Origin of the sequence: Herbaspirillum sp. LeCh32-8 (assembly GCF_017814915.1) — a bacterium.
GTDB lineage: Bacteria > Pseudomonadota > Gammaproteobacteria > Burkholderiales > Burkholderiaceae_D > Herbaspirillum.
Map to the genome: position 1 here is coordinate 16,139 of NZ_JAGIPZ010000004.1, position 17,526 is coordinate 33,664.

Sequence of the window (17,526 nt, forward strand, 5' to 3'; positions counted from 1 at the left end):
CGCCGGCCACGCTCGCACTCAGCCGCGCGACAGGCGGCTGCTCATCAGGATCTGGTAGAGCGTGTCCGCCGGCTTTGACAGGCGGCGCGCAGTCAGCGCCACATACTCCACATCCGGCAACACCGGCAGCGCCGCCACGTTCAGCGGCGGCACCAGGTCGCGCGAGCTGAGATGCTGCGGCAAGGCCGCCAGTCCCAGGCCGCCGCGCGCGGCCGCCATGCAGCCAGCGTGGCTGCCGCTGGTGCAGACGATGCGCCAGTGATGGCCGGATTTGCCCAGCGTCTGCAGCGTCGCCGCGCGCGTGATGCTGGGCTCGGGCAGCAGGATCAGCGGCAGCGGCTGCGACAGGTCGACCATGCTCTCGGGACGCGTGAGCCACTGCATCGGTGTGGAAAACATGCTGTGCCCGCGCGATTCGCCGCTGCGTCGCTTGCCTACCAGCAAATCCAGTTTGCCCTGTTCCAGCGCCGTGTAGAGGTCGCTGGTAAGGCCGATAGTGATCTCCAGCTCGACCTCGGGATGCTGGCTACGAAAGGCCGCCAGCATGTCCGGCAGCGGCCCCATGGCGAGGTCGTCCGAGGTGCCGAAGCGTACCCGGCCGCGCAGGCGGGTGCCGCTGAACTGGGCCTCGGCGCGCGCATGCGCCTCCAGGATCAGGCGCGCGTGCACCAGCAGGCTCTCGCCGTCGGCGGTCAGCGCCAGTGAATGGGTGTCGCGCACGAACAGGCGTCGCCCCACGCTCTGCTCCAGCCGGCGGATATGGTCGCTCACGCTGGACTGGGTCAGGCCGAGCTGGCGCCCGGCCTCGGTGAAGCTGGCCGAAGCCGCGGCGGTGGTGAAGGTGTGGAGCCAGACGGGATTGAGCATGGGAGCATTGTCATCGAATATTCCGATCACAGTCAACGCTATCAAAGGGGTTCCCGATTACCCCGGCTTTTCCTATCATGAGGACAAAATCATCTTTCCACGTCCATCATGAAACGCTTCCTGCCTGACCGCTTCACCCAGCTGCTGATCTGCACCGTGCTGCTGGCCACCCTGCTCCCCGCCACCGGCCGCTTCGAGGCCTTCATGCACGTCGCCAGCAACGTGGCGATCTCGCTGCTGTTCTTTTTGCATGGCGCCAAGCTGTCGCGCGAAGCGGCGATCTCGGGCCTGAAGCAACCCAAGCTGCACCTGCTGACGCTGGCCTCGACCTTCATCCTGTTCCCGCTGCTGGGCTTGGCATTGAAAGCCGCCGTGCCCGACCTGCTGACGCCTCAGCTGTGGATGGGCGTGCTGTTCGTCTGCTGCCTGTCCTCCACGGTGCAGTCGTCGATCGGCTTCACCTCGATTGCGCGCGGCAACGTGCCGGCGGCGATCTGCGGCGCCACCGCCTCCAACCTGCTGGGCATCCTGGTCACGCCGCTGCTGGTGACGCTGCTGCTGCATCGCCACCACGAAGGCAGCGGCCTGTCGCAGGTGCTGAGCATCCTGCTGCAGCTCTTGCTGCCCTTCGTGCTGGGCAACCTGCTGCGTCCGTGGATCGGCGCTTGGATCAACAAGCACAAGGTGATCGTCAACGTGGTCGACCGCGGCGGTATTTTGCTGTCGGTCTACGCCGCCTTCAGCGCCGCCGTGGCGCAAGGCATCTGGCACCTGTTCCCGCCGACGCAATTGGCGCTGCTGGTGCTGGTCAACGCGGTGCTGCTGGGCGCGGTGCTGCTGATCACCACCTACGGCGCGCGCGCATTGAAGATGCCGCGCGGCGACGAGATCGTGCTGGTCTTCTGCGGCTCCAAGAAGTCGCTGGCCTCCGGCATTCCCATCGCCTCGGTGCTGTTTGCCGGCAGCGGCGCGGCCGTGGTGCTGCTGCCCATCATGCTGTTCCACCAGATGCAGCTGATGCTGTGCGCGGTACTGGCGCGCCGCTACGCCGAGCAGCAGGAGCGCGCCGAGCAGGCATCGTCTCCCGCCGCGCCGGTGGCCGTCGGCCGCTGATCCCCGCGCAAAAACCTTCCTCCGTTCTTTCTTTTCCGCAGGCTCCTGACACCACGTTGTCAGGAGCCTGCCTGCATGATGCGTTCCATGCCAGGCGACACAGACGCAGGCATGGAACAGTTCATCAATCACAACGAAAAGGAAGACAGCATGCAAACCTCCGTCAACTGGTTCGAGATCGCCACCAAGGACCTCACCCGCGCCACGCGCTTCTATGAAACCGTGTTCGCCACCACGCTGCGTCCCGAGGCCTTCGACGAAGACGCGCCGATGGCCATCTTCATCCGCGACGACGGCCAGTCGGTCGGCTGCCTGACCGGCGGCCGCTGGATCGAACCATCGCCGCAGGGTACGCTGGTCTATCTCGACGCCGGCCCGTCGATCCAGGCGGTGATCGACCGCATCGTGCCGGCCGGCGGCAAGATCGCGCTGGAGAAGATGCAGCTGCCCAACGATATCGGTTACATCTGCCAATTCATCGATACCGAAGGCAACCGCGTCGCGCTGCACGCCAAGAACTGAGACCGACCCGGACTGCGGCGGCGCAATGCACACCCCGCGCAAGGCTGAAAAAGCCGTCGCCGTCCTCCATTGCAGAGCAACATCGAAGCTTGTGGCGGAGGTGGTGCATGCGTGCCAGAATGGCGCGCACCATTGCCTCCCCGCCACCTCATGCGCCGAGCCGACCGACTGTTCCAGATCACCCAATACCTGCGCGGACGCAGGCTCACCACCGCGCGCCAGCTGGCCGAGTGGCTGGCGGTATCCGAGCGCACGGTATATCGCGACATTCGCGACCTCTCCCTCTCGGGCGTGCCGGTCGATGGCGAAGCCGGCGTCGGCTATCGCATCAAACCCGGGTACGACCTGCCACCGCTGATGTTCAACGCCGACGAAATCGACGCGCTGGTGATCGGCATGCGCATGGTGCAGGCCTGGGGCGGCCCGCAGCTGTCGGCCTCGGCGGCGTCAGCGCTGGCCAAGGTGGTGCTGGCGCTGCCCAAGGACAAACGCGACTTCGTCGAAGCCACGCCGCTGTTCGCCCCCAACACGCAGATGGACCCGCTGCACGGCGAGCGCCTGGAAGAAATCCGCCAGGCCATCAGCAGCCGCCACAAACTCCTGCTGCACTACTCCGACGCCCAGCAGCGCGCCAGCCAACGCGTGGTATGGCCGCTGGCGCTGGCCTTCTTCGGCGGCACCTGGCTGCTGGCCGCATGGTGCGAGGCACGCGACGACTTCCGCTCGTTCCGCCTGGACCGCGTGCAACAGATGAGCGCGCAAGGCTACTACCCCGACCGCAACGGTCGCCGCCTGGCCGACTTCGTGCGCGCCATGCAGCGCGCCACCAAAGAAGCGCCGCCGGCACCCTGACGCTCCCCGGCGCAGAAAAGCGCATATGCAGATGCGGATTCATTCGTTCGCCGCCATGCGCGACCGGTTTAGGCTTGAGCCATCGATCACTCTTGGTCCAGGCTCATGCGCAAAGAATCCAGCCGAAACGCCCACGCCCCCGTGCAGGCCAATCACGGCGCCAGCGCCGCTGCCCCGATCTCGCTGGACGACCGCTGCGTGCTCTGCGTGGGCGGCCTGACCGGCGCACGCAACCACTATCGCGCCGAAATCGAAACCCGTGCCGGCCGCTTCATCCACCACGACGGCGGGCGCGAAGACAACCTGCATCGCCTCACCCCCATGCTGGCCGCAGCCGACATCGTCATCTGCGCCTCCGGCAACATCAGCCACAACGCCTACCATCTGGTGAAGAGCACCTGCAAGAAACTGGGCAAGCCCTGCGTGCTGGTCAAGGGCACCGGTATCGCGTCCTTCCTGGATGGCCTGGGCACGCTGGCGCAGGTGCGTTCAGACCCAACCGGCCCCTCCGCACGCGGGGATCGCCTACTGCGTCGCGCACGCTAACATCGCCTCCGACGGCGTGCAGCGACATGCCGATTGGAAAAAATACGCAAAGCCCCCTACAATCGACTCCCAACGGCCGCACAATATGGTCGAAGTGACAACTAGCCATCACGGCATCATCCTCGGGAGTCTGTTTGAACATCGTACGTCGCCTGGCCAAAAGCCTTCCGGCGCTCGCGCTGGCCTGTTCGGCCGCAGTGACGCCGGCCGCGCATGCGGCCCCGCAACCCAGCTTTGGCATCGAAGTCGGCAACGCCCTGCTGTGCCTGAACCAACTCAACAGCAAATACTTCTTCGACTACCTGGTGGAAGCCTTCGGCCCGCCCTACAAGACCGAAGGCGGCGCCTACTGGTTCAAGGCCACCAACGTGAACATCTGGGGCGTGCAAGCCACCGATTTCCTGGTCAACGACAGCAGCAGCCAGGCCGATTTCATCGGCGCCTACTTCAAGGCCACCCCGGTCAAGCTGGCCGAAGCCATCAGCACCTCGCTGGGCATCCGCTTCGCGGCCGAAGACAACTCCGCCTATCCGATGCGGCAGTCGCAGGCCGGCAGCAAGATCGTCTACAACAACACCGACGCCAAGATGTACTGCGCCAAGTCCAAGTTCCTGGTGCCGTCGCCGCAGCAGCCCTGAGCCGGACGCATCACGGCGATACGCAACATAAAAAAGCCGCGCATGATGCGCGGCTTTTTTTCGCCCGGTGATCCGCAGCGCGCTGCCTGCCCGGCAGCTCAGGCCTGGCCCTTGGACCTCTTCAGGTCGTCGACGGTGCGAATGCAATCGCGGCCGGCCGCCTTGGCCAGGTACAGCGCCTCGTCGGCCTCGCGCAGCACGTCTTCCGGATTGTCCACCTGGCGCTGCGGCGCCACTGCCGACACGCCCAGGCTGATGGTCAAGTGGCCGCTGGCGCTGGCGCTGTGCTCGATGTCCAGCGCCTCGATCGACTTGCGGATACGCTCGGCCACCATCACCGCGCCTTCCAGCTTGGCGCCGGGCAGCAGCACCGCGATCTCTTCGCCGCCGTAACGCGCGAGCATGTCTTCCGGACGCAGGTTGGTGTCGCGGATCGCGCTGCCCAGGCGGCGCAACACCTTGTCGCCGGCCATGTGGCCGTACAGGTCGTTGTACTGCTTGAAGTAATCGACGTCGATCATGATCACCGCCAGCGACAAGCCGGTGCGCGCGGCGCGGTTGAATTCTTCCTGCAGGCCGCGCTCGAACTGGCGGCGGTTGGCCAGGCCGGTCAGTGCGTCTTCCAGCGCCAGGCGGGCCAGGGTCTTGTTCATCTCTTCGAGGTTGACGCGCGCCTCGTCCAGCTCGGCCTCGATGTTCTTGCGTTCCAGCATCAGCGCGTTGAAGGCATTGTGCAGGTCGCCCAGCTCATCGTTGCGCGCTTCGCCCGGCAACTGGTCCAGGCTCTTGTCCTGGCGGATGCGCTGGATGTGAGCGTGCAGGCGCGCCAGCGGCTGGAACAAGCGGTTGATGAACCACCACGACAGCAGGCCCGCCAATACCGTCAGCACTGCCGAGGCCAGGATGGCGCGTTCCTGCATCTCGGCGATAGGCGCGTAGGCGTCGCGGGTCAGGTAATGCGCGCCGATGATCCAGTTGGTGCTGGCCATGCGCTTGAACGAATACAGGGCGTCCTCGCCGGCGCGATCGGGGCTCTCCATGCTGCCTTCGAAGCCCTTCAACGCCTGGTTGTTGGCCGGACTCTGTCCGCCGACGTCGTCCATATGCTTGAGGATGCGCTCCTTGTCGGGATGCTCGACCACCACGCCGTCGCCGGTGATGATGAAGATGAAGCCGCTCTTGCCCAGCCGCACGCCGGTGAACTGGCCGAGGAAGTTGTGTTCCTTCAGGTCGATGCTGGCCACCAGCACCAGCTCGACGTCGCCACGGGTGTTGAGCACCGGTTCGGTCATCAGCACCACCGGGCGATTGGACATCTTGCTTTGCAGCGGCTTGGAGATCACGCCCTTCTTGCCCTTGACGGTGTCGTTCAGGTAGTCGCGCCCGGCCATGCTGAAGCGGTTGATCTGTCCGGCATCGGCGTAGTTGGCGATGACGTTGCCGTTGGCCTCGGCCACCGACACGTTGAAGAACTGCGCATTGAGCGACATATGCTGCTCGATGTAACGCTGCATCAGCACGGGATTGTGGCGGGCGGCGTCGGGGATGCCTTCGCCCAGCAGGCGCAGCGCGATGCGGCGATCCTCGAAGCCGGCGTCGAGCGCGGCGGCGGTCAGCTTCAAGGCTGTGAACTGCTGCTCGCCCAGTTCTTCGCGCATGTCGCGCCGGATGACGAACAAGGAAAGCGCAGTGACGACGACGGCGGTGATGACGACGGCGGCCACGACGGCCATGGCCAGGCGGGTTTTGAGTTCCAGATTTAGACGCGACATAGGCTGAAGACTGACTTTCCTTGCGGAAAGATGTATTGATCGATTGCAGGCATTGCGCAGCCTACGCCGAGAGGCGGGCGCGCAATGGCGCGAGGTGCAGCGATATTCGGGGATTGTTCCGGGCTTCATGCCCCGGGGCGGCCAGGAATCTGAAACGGCCGCGCATTGATGCGCAGGTGCTGCGCCGCCGGCCCTCCCCTGCTTCCGGCGACATCATGTGGTGCGCCGGTTTTCACCGGCACGCGAATGCTACAGGCTCAAGCGTGAGGACGCAAACGACGACGTCATCGGTGCCGTCACATGTGCCGTTTTTCCCACGCCGCGCACCGGCTGCGTCAGGCCACCTGCAGCGCGCGCAGCAGCGGCAGGCGGGTGCGGGCGAACAGCTGCGCCTGGGTGGCCAGTTCGGCCAGGTTCTCCTGCTCTCCCTCCAGCCGTACGCCTTCGCGCACCAGCTTCTTGCCCTGGGCGGCGATATGCTTCCAGACATGGGCCGGCCAGGCGTCGACGTCCTCGCCGCACTCGCGCAACGCCAGCAGGAACAATTGTTCGATGCGGTCGACCCGCACGCCGCCGCCGGTCACCGGGCTGCACAGATGATCGACGCCGCCCTCGGATTCGGACGGCGCTACCGTGGCCTTGTTCAGTAAATGCAGGTTCAGTGTCTGCGCACGGCGCGCGACCTGCTCGCGCGTGGCGGCGTCGACCTCGGCCGGCAGGGGCGCCGCATGGCCGGTGCCCACGAGCATCAGCGCCGAATCCAGCACCTGCGACAGGTTCAGGTTGCGATGCGCCAGCGAGGCCGCCAGGTCCACCAGCGTATGCGGCTGGTAGTCGCCCAGCGCCTGCAGGATAGGCTCGTAGATCAGGCGGTTCAGGGTGATCTCGGAGGCCACGTTCTGAATCGTCAGCGGCACCTTGTCCGGCTCGGTCAGCAGCACGATGCTTTGCAGCGCCAGCGATTGCACGCGCTGTCGATCGTCCAGCGGCTGCGCGCCGCGCACCCAGTAGTCGCGCCGGAACTGCTGGTTGACCATGAAATCGCGCACGCTCTGCAGCATCACGGGATCGCTGATGCCTTGCATGAACTGGCGCTGCCCCGGCGTCAGGTTGGCCATGTCGAGATGGTCGGCATAGTTGGCCGGGCAGGCGAACTCGAGCCCGGCCTGGGACAGGCGGCGATGCATGTCGGCGAAGGACTCGGCGTGCCAGTCGCGATTGAAATATTCGTGCGCCAGGTAATTACGGCCCTGCTGCTGCAGGATCTTCAGGCGGTCGCGCATGAAGGGGTTGGCCTGGGCATACACCGGGTCCGACTCGAACATGCGTGCGGCAAACTCCAGCGCGGCGTCGATGCGCGCCGCAGTCGGCAGGCCCTGCTCTTCGTTGCCGGCCTGCTGGGTGTGCTGCACCAGCAGGTCGCGCAAAGGCATGAAGGCCGACCAGCCCGGCTGCGTGTTGTAGCTGATGTAGAGCACGCCGCCCGGCTTCAGCTTGCGGTCGATAAAGTCGAAGATGATGTCGCGGTTCTCTTGCGAGACCCAGCTCCACACGCCGTGCAGCGCAATGAAATCAAAGTCGGGCAGGTCTTCGCGGCGGCAAAAGCGCGAGAAGCTGGAATCCTCCATCTGCGCGCCGCTGCCGCTGGCCGCCGCCAGTTCCTGAGCGAAGGCGGCCTGCATCGGATTGAAATCATTGCCCCACCAGCGCGTGCCCGATGCCGCCGCATGGAAATTGGTCGACAGGCCTTGGCCGAAGCCGAGTTCGCAACCGGTCTGCACCGTCGGCGCGCGCAGGCCGTGGAAGGCGAAGGCCAGCGGCAGGCGCGCCGGATTCATGTCGGGATAGTAGCCGTAGGTATAGGCGATATCGAAGACGTAACCGTCGTTCCAGTTGCTCAAGGGGATCTCCCGGCGGATGGCGTTGACGTTGACGTTGGCGTTGGCGTTGTTGATTGTCGTCGGCGCGCTCAGCGGCTGCTGTCGTCGCTGCCGTTGTTGTTGGTGTTGTCGTCTGCGTCCAGGCCGGCGCCGTAAGCCGTGTATTTGCGCGAGCTGCCGCGCGCCAGCTCCACTGGATACTTGCGCCGGTTCAGCTCCATCTTCTCCAGCACCGCGCTGCGCAGGTCGACCCCGGTGTGGTCGGCCAGCTGGATCAGATAGACCAGCACGTCGGCCATCTCGTGGCGGATGCCGACGCGCGCAGCCTCGTCCAGCTCATGGTCGGCGCCGGTGGGCAGCCACTGGAAATGCTCCATCAGTTCTGCCGCCTCCACCGACATGGCCATGGCCAGGTTCTTGGGCGTATGAAACCGCAGCCAGTCGCGTTCACTGGAAAACTGGCGGATGATGTCGCGCAATTCGGCGAGGTCGGAGGTCGGTTGCTGCGGGGCTGTCATGGCGTCGTCGGGCAGGCGCTGTGTGGCGAAGCGCACACTTTATCACCATCGCGAAAACGCGCACCGGTGCGGCGCGGCGCAACGCCGGGCGCAATCGCGCACAATCCTTGATCTGGGACAGGTTGCGCCCGCAGCGCTTGATGCACAATGTAGCGAAACCCGCGACCGCTTTGCCTTGGAGTCTTCATGCCATCCCGTTTTCGTTCCCTCTTCGTTTGCGCCCTGCTCGCGCTGGCATCGTTGCTGGCCGCCTGCGACCGCTCGGTGGACAAGCAACTGGCCGAGCACGCCGCGGCCGAAACCACGCTGGGCGTAACGCCCAAGGAATTCGCGCGGCGCTTCAATGAAAAGCTGCCCGCGGTGCTGGCCGGCATGCAGGTGGAAGAACCCGAGCACATGGCCAACCTGTACCGGCTGGACGCGTCGCGCCTGCACCCCGGTCAGTACGAATACGTACTGGAGACCAAGGTCGGCCCTTCGCAGACTGCCCTGCTGGGCACGCTCAACACCAAGGGCGAGCTGCGCGCCATCGGCGTGTTGCTGACCGACCGCTCGCAGGCCGCGCGCGATGAATTCCTGATCTGCGCCGACGGCGCCGCGCGCAGCTTCATCGCCACCGCACAGGACAAGCTGCTGCCGCTGATCACCCGTCTGATCAGCATCGCGCTGAACAATCCGGGCCAGCGCATGACCGAGGTGGTCTCCGACCAACTGCTGTCGGTCGAGGTGACCGCGCAGGGCCTGCTGTTCCAGCTCCAGCCACAACAGTAAATGGACAACGCGGTGCGCGGCCGGGACGGTCGCCTTCCCGCGCGGCAACGTAATTGACGGTTACCGATCTCACTTGCAAAAAGGAGCAAATTTTCCAACAATATCTTGCCCGCGCCCGACAACGAAACCAGCCAAGGCCCTGCTGCGGCTGGGAAAAATTACCATCAGGCATCACTCATCCTGGCAACACCGACGTTAAGCAACCGCAGTAGCGATAGTTGAATTTGCAGGGCTGCGCCGCAGGGGGGAAACCGCGTCGCAGCGACCACAATAAACGCCAGGATCTTATGGGACGCAAAGACCCCGGGATCCGGCATTTCCAGGCAAGGGGAAATCGCATGCGCAAGAATCTGCCGGTCACCACCAACGAACGTCTGCTTGAGGACGGCAAGTCTATCGTCTCCAAGACCGACCTCCAGGGCAACATCACCTACGTCAATCCCTACTTCATCGAGATCAGCGGCTTCGAGGAGCACGAACTGCTGGGCGCGCCGCAAAACATCGTGCGCCATCCCGACATGCCGCGCGAGGCGTTCGCCGACATGTGGGCCACCCTCAAGTCGGGCCTGCCGTGGAACGGATTGGTCAAGAACCGCTGCAAGAACGGCGACTTCTACTGGGTGCAGGCCAACGTCACGCCGGTGCGCGAGAACGGCCGCATGGTCGGCTATATGTCGGTGCGCACGCGTCCCTCGCGCCAGCAGGTGCAGGCAGCCGACGGCGTGTATCGTCGGTTCGCCCTGGGCCAGGCGCGCGGCCTGCGCATCCGTCGCGGCGTCGCGGTGCGTTCGGGCGCGGCCGGCTGGCTCAACCAGTTGCGCGACATGCCGATCGCGCGTCGCCTGGGGCTGGTCATGGGTCTGCTGGCGCTGATGTTCGTGGCCGGCGGCGCGGTCGCCGGCAATGCCGTGCGAGACGCCGGCGGCAATGCCTACATGGTATGGAGCGGCACCGGCCTGGGCGTGCTGCTACTGCTGGGCGCATGGGCCATGCTGCATGCGGCCATCGTCGCGCCGTTGAAAGAGGCCATCGCAGCGGTGCATGGGCTGGCCGGCGGCGACCTCAACCTGGAGATCGCCAACGGCCGGCGCGGCGACATGGGCTTGCTGCTGCAGGCGCTGCAGCAGCTTAACGTCAACCTGCGCTCCATCATCGGCGACGTGCGGCGCAACGTCGATTCGATGGCGGTGTCGACGCAGGAGATCGCCAACGGCAACCTCGACCTGTCCGGCCGCACCGAATCGCAGGCATCCAGCCTGGAAGAGACTGCCTCCAGCGTCGAGCAATTCGCCGCCACCGTGCGCCAGAACGCCGACTCGGCCGCCAACGCCGACCGCCAGGCCGGCAGCGCCGCCGAGATCGCCCAGCGCGGCGCCGGATCGGTGCAGCGCATGGGCAGCACGATGGAGGAGATCGACGCCGCCTCGCACAAGATCGTGGACATCATCGGCCTGATCGACGGCATTTCGTTCCAGACCAATATCCTGGCGCTGAACGCAGCGGTGGAAGCCGCGCGCGCCGGCGAACAGGGCCGCGGCTTTGCGGTGGTGGCGGCCGAGGTGCGCACGCTGGCGCAGCGCTCGGCAGCGGCGGCCAAGGACATCAAGGGATTGATCGACGACTCGCGCGCCAAGGTCGAGAACGGCAACCAGCTGGTGCGCGAGACCGCGCAAGCGATGCAGGAAATCGGCAGCGCGGTGCGCGGCATGGCGGTGACGATGGCCGAGATCACGGTGGCCAGTCAGGAGCAGAGCGGCGGCATCGACCAGTTGAACCAAGCGATCAACAACATCGACGAGACCACGCAGCAGAACGCCGCGCTGGTGGAGCAGGCCGCCGCCGCCGCCGAAAACCTGCGCGAGCAGGCCGGCAGGCTCAACCAGGCGGTGTCGGTGTTCAAGATCGGGGACGGTGCGTCGACGCCGGCAGCGGCAGGAGCGACGGCGCCGCCCGTTAGGGCGACCGCGCGGACGCTGGAGCTGGCGCACCAGTGAGGCCGGCGCGCCTTTACATTGACTTGCAAATCTTTACCCGGCAACGGCGCATGGGGGCCGTTTCGCTGACGCCTTGCTTGCTATGATGAAGATACGTTTTCGTGCCCGGCCGCGCGCCGGGCACGCGAACCTCCAACCATCAGAACAAGGGAGTACAACATGAGCGTGTCATCCGTTTCCTCGGGCAACAGCAGCTTCTACAACACCATCGTGCAACCGATCAAGAACGTCGTGCAGGACGTTGGCGACGAGATCGAAGGCGCCTACGACAGCACGGTGGACGCCGTCTCCTCGGCCGCCAACACCGTGGCTGACAGCGTCTCCTCCGGCTTCAAGAAGATCGGCAGCATCATCGACACTTCGGCCTGAACGGTCCCGGCGGTCTTGGCTTGCGCCGCTTCGGCGCCGGCCTTCAGACCGCCGTTCCGCCGCCGCTGCCCTTGCCGTTGACGCAGCTCGGGTACGGCGGCTTTTCGCCCGGCACGCGCTCGCACAGCTTGACCGGCGCCAGGCCGTTGTAGCGGTCCAGCCACTTGGCCACGTCCACCGGCAACGGCGTCTCGGAAGCTTCGCCGCGCTCGGCCCATTGCACCGTGTAGTAGTCGGCGCGCCCTTTGATTACCTGGATCATGGCGGTCTCGCTGACCGTGCCATAGGCGGTGGTGCGCTTGCCGCAGCTGGCCACAAAGACATGCTCTTCACGGCCGTTGACCATGCCGCTGGAGAGCACCTTGCCCGCATAGCTCCCCGGGCAGCTGCTGCGAAATCCCTCCGCAATCTTGTTGCCGAATCCCTCCGGCGTCACCTCGGTGCTGCGCGCCATGTTGCGCACGCCCGTCACCGTCACCATCTGGGTCCAGCGGTTCACGCTTTCATCAAGCGGCACCGACTCGCGGATATAGCTGGCCGAATTGGCCTGCTCAAAGCCCGGCTTGAAACCCGGCGGCAGGCTCAGCATCATCAGCTGGCTGAAGATGGGCGCGATCAAGCGCACCTGCGGCTGCTGCAGCTTGCTCTCGTCCTCGCCGCCCACGGCCTCGGCCGACTCGGGCGCCGTCACCGCTGCGCTTGGTGCGGCGGCAGCCGCCTTGCGCTGCCGCTCGTTCTGCACCATCTCCTTGGGCAGCGGCCGCCACACCACGGAATTGTTGATCGCATACACCTGGCAGATCACGTCCATCCTCGCCGCGCAACGCTGCATGGCGCGCGTTGCCGGATCGGACAAACCCGGGATGTCGATCACGCCCATGCCCCAGGTGCCATACCAGGCGCCGTTGCTGGCCACCACAAAGGCGCGCGGCAGGCGCTGGCGCAACCAGTTCTGATACACCTCGCGTCCGCGGGCATTCAATGCCGGCACGGCGTCGACATCCGACACCGAGGCGTAGTTGGTGCGCGCATAGGTCAGGCGGCGGTCGTTGAAATTGGCCAGCGCGCGCCTGAGGCTGCCGATGTCGGCGCGCGCCACCTGCTCGTCGCGGGCGCTGAGCGTGGTCTCGGCAAAGTGGCGCGGATCGTCGCCGGTCTTGAATTCGAACTGGTAGAAGTAGCTGCCGCCGGCGACCGTCTTCAATCTCGCGCCGCGGTTGTAGCCGTAGGGGCCGGGACTGACCACGACCCGATGATCTCCTGGCGGTACATTGAGCGCGACATAGCTGCCGTTGGTAAGCGGCGTGACCGGCTTGCCGTCCAGCGACACATAAAAAGGCTGCGCACGCGCGGCCGTCAGCGCTGCGCGGTACAGGTAGATGGTGGACATGGCGGGATCCTGCTGCGGGATCTCGGCCTTGTTGCGCGGTGCATGGGTGCAAGCGGCAACCAGCGAAACACCCGCGATGGCGAGCAGGCGGAACGTGCGTGCGACATACGTCATCTTGTTATCCGGTTTGGCGTAGCGGCGGCCCACGCGCGATGACGGCCGCAGTCGCCGATCCCCCGCCCATGTCCCGCTTGTTGTTGATGGGACTCCCGCGGCGATTCTTGCAGATGTAAAGAGACGCGGCAAGCGAATCCTGCCCGCGCCGCCCGCTATCGGCACCGCTGTCAGCCCTGTGTCAGCTTGCCGTTACAATGCCGACACTTCCATCCCGCACGTCCCACTGGAGTCGCCATGCTGCTGCACTACATCTATCTGATCGCCATCTGCGCCGAAGCCGTCTCGGGCGCGCTCATGGGCATCCGCAAGGACATGGACATCTTCGGCATCTGCCTGATCGGCGCCGTCGCCGCACTGGGCGGCGGCACCGTGCGCGACGTCCTGATCGGCCACTATCCGCTGGGCTGGGTGCTGCATCCCGAATACCTCGCCTTCACCATCTGCGCGGCCATCGTCGCCGCCGTCGCGGCGCGCGCCCTGCACCACTTCAAATCCGCCTTCCTGGTGGTCGACGCGCTGGGCCTGGTGGCCTTCACCATCATCGGCTGCGACATTGCGCGCAGCTTCGGCGCCTTCCATCCCGCCATCGTGGTGATCCTGGGCATGGTCACCGGCGTCTTCGGCGGCTTGCTGCGCGACGTGCTGTGCAACGAGATCCCGCTGGTCCTGCGCCGCGAAATCTACGCCAGCGTCTCGCTGCTGACCGGCGCCATGTACGTCGGCATCCTGCATCTGGACATCGATCCGCGCATCGCCACCCTGAGCTCGCTGCTGGCCGGATTCTCGCTGCGCCTGCTGGCGATCCGCTTCCATTGGGAACTGCCGCGCCTGAACGCCGAGCGCGTGCGCGGCTTCGACTAAGCGCTGTCTTCGCGCCGCGCGCATGAAAAATGCCGCCCGGCTTGCGGCGGGCGGCATCGTTCTGCAACGCTGGCGAGGCGCGGTCAGCCGTCGGTATTGATGCGGGCGACCAGCGCTTGCAACACCTCGTCGGCGCGGTCGTTTTCCACCTGGCAGGTGCCGGCGTTTTCATGACCACCGCCGCCGTATTCCAGCATCAGCGCGCCGACGTTAGTATTCGAGGTACGGTTGAGGATGGACTTGCCGGTGGCAAATACCGTGTTCTGGTTCTTCAGGCCCCACAGCACGTGGATGGAAATATTGGTCTGCGGGAACAGCGCATAGATGATGAAGCGGTTGCCGGCGAAGATCACTTCCTCCTTGCGCAGGTCCAGCACCACCAGGTTCTTGTGCACGGTGGCGCAGCGGCGGATCTGTTCCTTGCATTTCTCCGCGTGCTCGAAGTACAGGTCGCGACGCTCCTTGACGTCGGGCGAGGCCATGATCTGGTCGATGGTGTGCGTCTTGCACAGCTCGATCAGGTCCATCATCAGGTTGTAGTTGGAGATGCGAAAATCGCGGAAGCGGCCCAGGCCGGTGCGCGCATCCATCAGGAAGTTGAGCAGATCCCAGCCCTGGGGGTTGAGCACTTCCTGCTCGTTGAAGCGCGCGGCGTCGCCCTTGTCGACAGCCGCCATCATGTCGCCCCACGACGCCGGGAACGCCTTGCCGCCGCCATAGTAGTCATACACCACGCGCGCCGCCGAGGGCGCGGCCGGGTCGATCACATGGTTCTTGCGCTCACCGGTGTTGCGGATGGTTTCCGACAAATGGTGATCGAAGGCGATATGCACGCCGGGCACGAACGGCAGGTTGGTCGTGATGTCGTTGTCGCTGATGGCGATCTTGCCATCCTGCATGTCCTTGGGATGCACGAACAGGATCTCGTCGATCATGTCCAGATGCTTCAACAGAACCGCGCACACCAGGCCGTCAAAGTCGCTGCGCGTGACCAGACGATATTTCTTTGCTTCCGACATGATTTTCCCCTCGTTGATGAATTCCAACCAGACATGACCGCCACAAGATATCAGGCTAACGTTATAGCCCAAAAATGCGGCGCGGGCGAGGGCTGTTGTCGATGGCGGCGAGCGTTTTTCCGCCCTGCCGCCCGCCATGGCCGAGTCCGCCGCGCCGGCGGCCTCGACATCAATTGTTGCAATTGCCTGACCGCGCTTAGCAAACCTGCAGTGTCCAATGCTGCCTGACCGAATTTTGCAAGGAGCATACCCATGAAAAGATGGATGACCACGATCGCCGCCATGTTGTTCGCGCTCAGCCTGGGGGGCTGCGTCTGCGCCCCCTGGTTCTGCGGCCCGGGGCCGGGCGGCGGACCAGGCGGCTGGGGAGACGGCGGCGGTCGCGGCGGGCCCCGCTGAATCTGACGCGCCCCGAGATTCTGACGCGCCCGGAGATCGGTCACTGCGGCCGCCAACGTCTCACGACTGCGCTCGGGGCACCCCTCATCCTCGCATCCGGCATCCCGGCCGGCGCTTGATCCGGCCCGGCGCCTGCGCTGCGCCGGTCAAGCGGCAATCAGCAAAAAACCGTGATTTTCTTGCAACACGGCATCACCCCGCGCATCCCGTCTGACAGCATGCACGCCCGGCGGCGGCGCCACGCCCCTCCCCGGCCATTGCGGCTCGCCAAGCCTCCCCGGCCCCTTTGCGGCCGGCGCGGCCTCAGCATGGGATTTTGATTCCCGTGCAATGAATTTGTCTCCTCCATCGCCACTGGAAGTAAAATCGGCATTTCAAAATATGCAGGCAAATTCATCTTTTCCCTGCCTATTTCTCTCAAATAGCAATCATTATCAGTTATATGATCGAGAAATCAGGCGGCGGACAAGCCATCTTTGCCGCTGCAATATTGCAAGCTGGAACGTTTTCATACTGCACGAGCGCCGCGACCGGCCTTGCGGCATGGGAACGGGATATGGATGGAGGCCAAGGATTCTCGGCTTGTCACAACCTGGAACAACACCTTGAGTCACCAACACAAGCAATCTGTCATCTTCGTTCTCACCAATCTTGGCGGCAAAAGCATTGCAGCGCTGGCCCAGCTCTACGCCATCTTCGTTTTCTCCAAGATTCACACCCCGGCTGAAGCATCTGTCATTTTCCTGCTGCTGGGTTATGCGATCTGGTTCCAGGTGCTGGAGCTCGGCCTGTCGCAGACGCTGCAGAACAGATTCAACTCCCGCAAGAGCGGCGCGCCCGATGTGCGCCTGATGATCCTCGTGCACTATGCGCTGGTGCTGGCGCTGGCGGCATTCATCGTCGCCAGCCCGCTGCTGCCCCGGCTGTTCCTGCCGGCAGACCACTACGCCGTCGACAGCATCGAGTTCCGGGCGTTCTCCATCGGCATGGCGCTGATGATCATCGCCACCAGCAACGTCATCCTGCAACGCATGCTGGTGGTGCTCAACAAAGGCCTGGCCGGCAACACCCTGCTGATCCTCCAGTCGCTGGCCTCGCTGGCCGGCCTGGCCCTGTACGCCCACACCGCCCATCCCGATGTCGTGGTCTCGGTGCTGATCTACATTGCGCCGCAGGTGGTGATCAACCTGCCGCTGGTGCTCAACGTGGCGCGCAAGATGCTGCTGGGGCGCAAGCGCCCGCGCAAGGACAGCCTGCGCGCCATCTGCCACGATGCGTTCGCGTTCTGGACGCTCAACGTCCTGTCGGCGGTCTTCCTCGGCGCCGACTACTACTTCTCGGCGCACTACCTCAGCAGCGAGCAGATCGTTTCCTATCACTTCGCCACGCGATTCTTCTTCCTGTCGTTCGTGATCTACTACGCGTTCGTGCAGCATCAGTCACGCCGGCTGACCCCCGATGCGGTCCGCGGCGGAGCGCCTGCCATCCTCAAGATGATCCGCAGCTCGGCCATCGTCGGCCTGGCCTCGGTGGCATGCATCTACGTCGCCGTGATCGTGCTGGACGACATGCATGTATTTGAGCGCCTCACCAGCAAGAACGTGATCGACCACCCGCTGATGCTGGCCGCCTTCATCTACTTCGCCGTACGCGTATTGCGCGACGTCGGTGTGGTCACCCTGAGCAGCGCCGGCATCAAGTCCGTGCCTTACAAAGTCTATGCGCTGGAGATTGCGCTCGGCTTCACCTTGCTGACCCTGACCGCCCGCAAGTTCGGCGGCGTCGGCATCCTGCTGTCCATGGCCGCGACCTGCCTGGTGAGCACGGCACTGCTTTTCTACCTGTTCAAGAAGCTCATTTCCGAACACATGAACACCTCCTCCCCAGTGACAATCTAA

Annotated in this window: 16 protein-coding genes; 10 read left to right on the forward strand and 6 right to left on the reverse strand. The window is 64.8% G+C overall.

The window, feature by feature from the left end; all coding sequences use genetic code 11:
- Positions 1-18: 18 nt before the first annotated feature.
- Positions 19-867 (reverse strand): LysR family transcriptional regulator, encoded by an 849-nt coding sequence (locus tag J8I26_RS09425; RefSeq protein WP_209606477.1) that lies wholly within the window; start codon positions 865-867, stop codon positions 19-21.
- A gap of 108 nt (positions 868-975) precedes the next feature.
- Here J8I26_RS09425 and J8I26_RS09430 point away from each other — a divergent pair, with 108 nt between their 5' ends.
- The 5 genes from J8I26_RS09430 to J8I26_RS09450 all read left to right on the forward strand — a co-directional run bounded on the left by J8I26_RS09430 (position 976) and on the right by J8I26_RS09450 (position 4,538).
- Positions 976-1,980, forward strand: a complete 1,005-nt coding sequence (locus tag J8I26_RS09430) for a bile acid:sodium symporter family protein (protein ID WP_209606479.1) — start codon at positions 976-978, stop codon at positions 1,978-1,980.
- A 150-nt stretch (positions 1,981-2,130) separates the two neighbouring features.
- The gene (locus J8I26_RS09435) at positions 2,131-2,502 is read left to right on the forward strand and encodes a VOC family protein (RefSeq protein WP_209606482.1); all 372 of its coding nucleotides are present in this window, start codon (positions 2,131-2,133) and stop codon (positions 2,500-2,502) included.
- 150 nt (positions 2,503-2,652) lie between these two features.
- A complete protein-coding gene (locus J8I26_RS09440; RefSeq protein ID WP_209606484.1) occupies positions 2,653-3,354 on the forward strand; it encodes a YafY family protein in 702 nt (233 codons plus the stop codon).
- A gap of 105 nt (positions 3,355-3,459) precedes the next feature.
- On the forward strand, positions 3,460-3,900 hold the full coding sequence (locus J8I26_RS09445; RefSeq protein WP_209606486.1) for a DUF2325 domain-containing protein: 441 nt from the start codon (positions 3,460-3,462) through the stop codon (positions 3,898-3,900).
- A 134-nt stretch (positions 3,901-4,034) separates the two neighbouring features.
- Positions 4,035-4,538 (forward strand): hypothetical protein, encoded by a 504-nt coding sequence (locus tag J8I26_RS09450; RefSeq protein ID WP_209606488.1) that lies wholly within the window; start codon positions 4,035-4,037, stop codon positions 4,536-4,538.
- A gap of 98 nt (positions 4,539-4,636) precedes the next feature.
- Here J8I26_RS09450 and J8I26_RS09455 read toward each other — a convergent pair whose 3' ends face one another.
- From J8I26_RS09455 to J8I26_RS09465, 3 genes are all read right to left on the reverse strand, one after another.
- Positions 4,637-6,310: a diguanylate cyclase gene (locus tag J8I26_RS09455; protein WP_209606490.1), complete on the reverse strand. Its 1,674-nt coding sequence runs from the start codon at positions 6,308-6,310 to the stop codon at positions 4,637-4,639.
- Positions 6,311-6,645: 335 nt separating this feature from the next.
- On the reverse strand, positions 6,646-8,211 hold the full coding sequence (locus tag J8I26_RS09460) for a methyltransferase regulatory domain-containing protein (protein WP_209606491.1): 1,566 nt from the start codon (positions 8,209-8,211) through the stop codon (positions 6,646-6,648).
- A 68-nt stretch (positions 8,212-8,279) separates the two neighbouring features.
- Positions 8,280-8,708, reverse strand: a complete 429-nt coding sequence (locus J8I26_RS09465) for a nucleotide pyrophosphohydrolase (protein ID WP_209606990.1) — start codon at positions 8,706-8,708, stop codon at positions 8,280-8,282.
- 186 nt (positions 8,709-8,894) lie between these two features.
- Between J8I26_RS09465 and J8I26_RS09470 the strand changes: the two genes are divergently transcribed.
- From J8I26_RS09470 to J8I26_RS09480, 3 genes are all read left to right on the forward strand, one after another.
- Positions 8,895-9,479, forward strand: coding sequence for an attG domain containing protein (locus J8I26_RS09470; RefSeq protein ID WP_209606493.1), 585 nt, complete (start codon positions 8,895-8,897; stop codon positions 9,477-9,479).
- Positions 9,480-9,817: 338 nt separating this feature from the next.
- Positions 9,818-11,473 (forward strand): PAS domain-containing methyl-accepting chemotaxis protein, encoded by a 1,656-nt coding sequence (locus tag J8I26_RS09475; protein ID WP_209606495.1) that lies wholly within the window; start codon positions 9,818-9,820, stop codon positions 11,471-11,473.
- A gap of 159 nt (positions 11,474-11,632) precedes the next feature.
- Positions 11,633-11,842: a protamine P1 domain containing protein gene (locus tag J8I26_RS09480; RefSeq protein WP_209606497.1), complete on the forward strand. Its 210-nt coding sequence runs from the start codon at positions 11,633-11,635 to the stop codon at positions 11,840-11,842.
- A gap of 43 nt (positions 11,843-11,885) precedes the next feature.
- Here the strand turns inward: J8I26_RS09480 and J8I26_RS09485 are convergent, their stop codons facing one another.
- Positions 11,886-13,346, reverse strand: a complete 1,461-nt coding sequence (locus tag J8I26_RS09485) for a hypothetical protein (RefSeq protein WP_209606499.1) — start codon at positions 13,344-13,346, stop codon at positions 11,886-11,888.
- Between the two features lie 237 nt (positions 13,347-13,583).
- Between J8I26_RS09485 and J8I26_RS09490 the strand changes: the two genes are divergently transcribed.
- Positions 13,584-14,210 carry a trimeric intracellular cation channel family protein gene (locus J8I26_RS09490; protein WP_209606501.1) on the forward strand — a complete coding sequence of 209 codons (627 nt, stop codon included), beginning with the start codon at positions 13,584-13,586 and terminating at the stop codon, positions 14,208-14,210.
- Positions 14,211-14,293: 83 nt separating this feature from the next.
- Here J8I26_RS09490 and J8I26_RS09495 read toward each other — a convergent pair whose 3' ends face one another.
- Complete coding sequence (locus J8I26_RS09495; protein ID WP_209606503.1) at positions 14,294-15,229, reverse strand: exopolyphosphatase; 936 nt, start codon at positions 15,227-15,229, stop codon at positions 14,294-14,296.
- Between the two features lie 1,004 nt (positions 15,230-16,233).
- Here J8I26_RS09495 and J8I26_RS09500 point away from each other — a divergent pair.
- On the forward strand, positions 16,234-17,526 hold the full coding sequence (locus J8I26_RS09500; RefSeq protein ID WP_209606504.1) for a hypothetical protein: 1,293 nt from the start codon (positions 16,234-16,236) through the stop codon (positions 17,524-17,526).

Coding starts and splice junctions, on each gene's coding strand:
- J8I26_RS09475 (WP_209606495.1), top strand. CDS start 9,818: ATGCGCAAGAATCTGCCGGTCACCACCAACGAACGTCTGCTTGAGGAC.
- J8I26_RS09455 (WP_209606490.1), bottom strand. CDS start 6,310: ATGTCGCGTCTAAATCTGGAACTCAAAACCCGCCTGGCCATGGCCGTC.
- J8I26_RS09430 (WP_209606479.1), top strand. CDS start 976: ATGAAACGCTTCCTGCCTGACCGCTTCACCCAGCTGCTGATCTGCACC.
- J8I26_RS09465 (WP_209606990.1), bottom strand. CDS start 8,708: ATGACAGCCCCGCAGCAACCGACCTCCGACCTCGCCGAATTGCGCGAC.
- J8I26_RS09470 (WP_209606493.1), top strand. CDS start 8,895: ATGCCATCCCGTTTTCGTTCCCTCTTCGTTTGCGCCCTGCTCGCGCTG.
- J8I26_RS09440 (WP_209606484.1), top strand. CDS start 2,653: ATGCGCCGAGCCGACCGACTGTTCCAGATCACCCAATACCTGCGCGGA.
- J8I26_RS09425 (WP_209606477.1), bottom strand. CDS start 867: ATGCTCAATCCCGTCTGGCTCCACACCTTCACCACCGCCGCGGCTTCG.
- J8I26_RS09480 (WP_209606497.1), top strand. CDS start 11,633: ATGAGCGTGTCATCCGTTTCCTCGGGCAACAGCAGCTTCTACAACACC.
- J8I26_RS09485 (WP_209606499.1), bottom strand. CDS start 13,346: ATGACGTATGTCGCACGCACGTTCCGCCTGCTCGCCATCGCGGGTGTT.
- J8I26_RS09435 (WP_209606482.1), top strand. CDS start 2,131: ATGCAAACCTCCGTCAACTGGTTCGAGATCGCCACCAAGGACCTCACC.
- J8I26_RS09445 (WP_209606486.1), top strand. CDS start 3,460: ATGCGCAAAGAATCCAGCCGAAACGCCCACGCCCCCGTGCAGGCCAAT.
- J8I26_RS09495 (WP_209606503.1), bottom strand. CDS start 15,229: ATGTCGGAAGCAAAGAAATATCGTCTGGTCACGCGCAGCGACTTTGAC.
- J8I26_RS09490 (WP_209606501.1), top strand. CDS start 13,584: ATGCTGCTGCACTACATCTATCTGATCGCCATCTGCGCCGAAGCCGTC.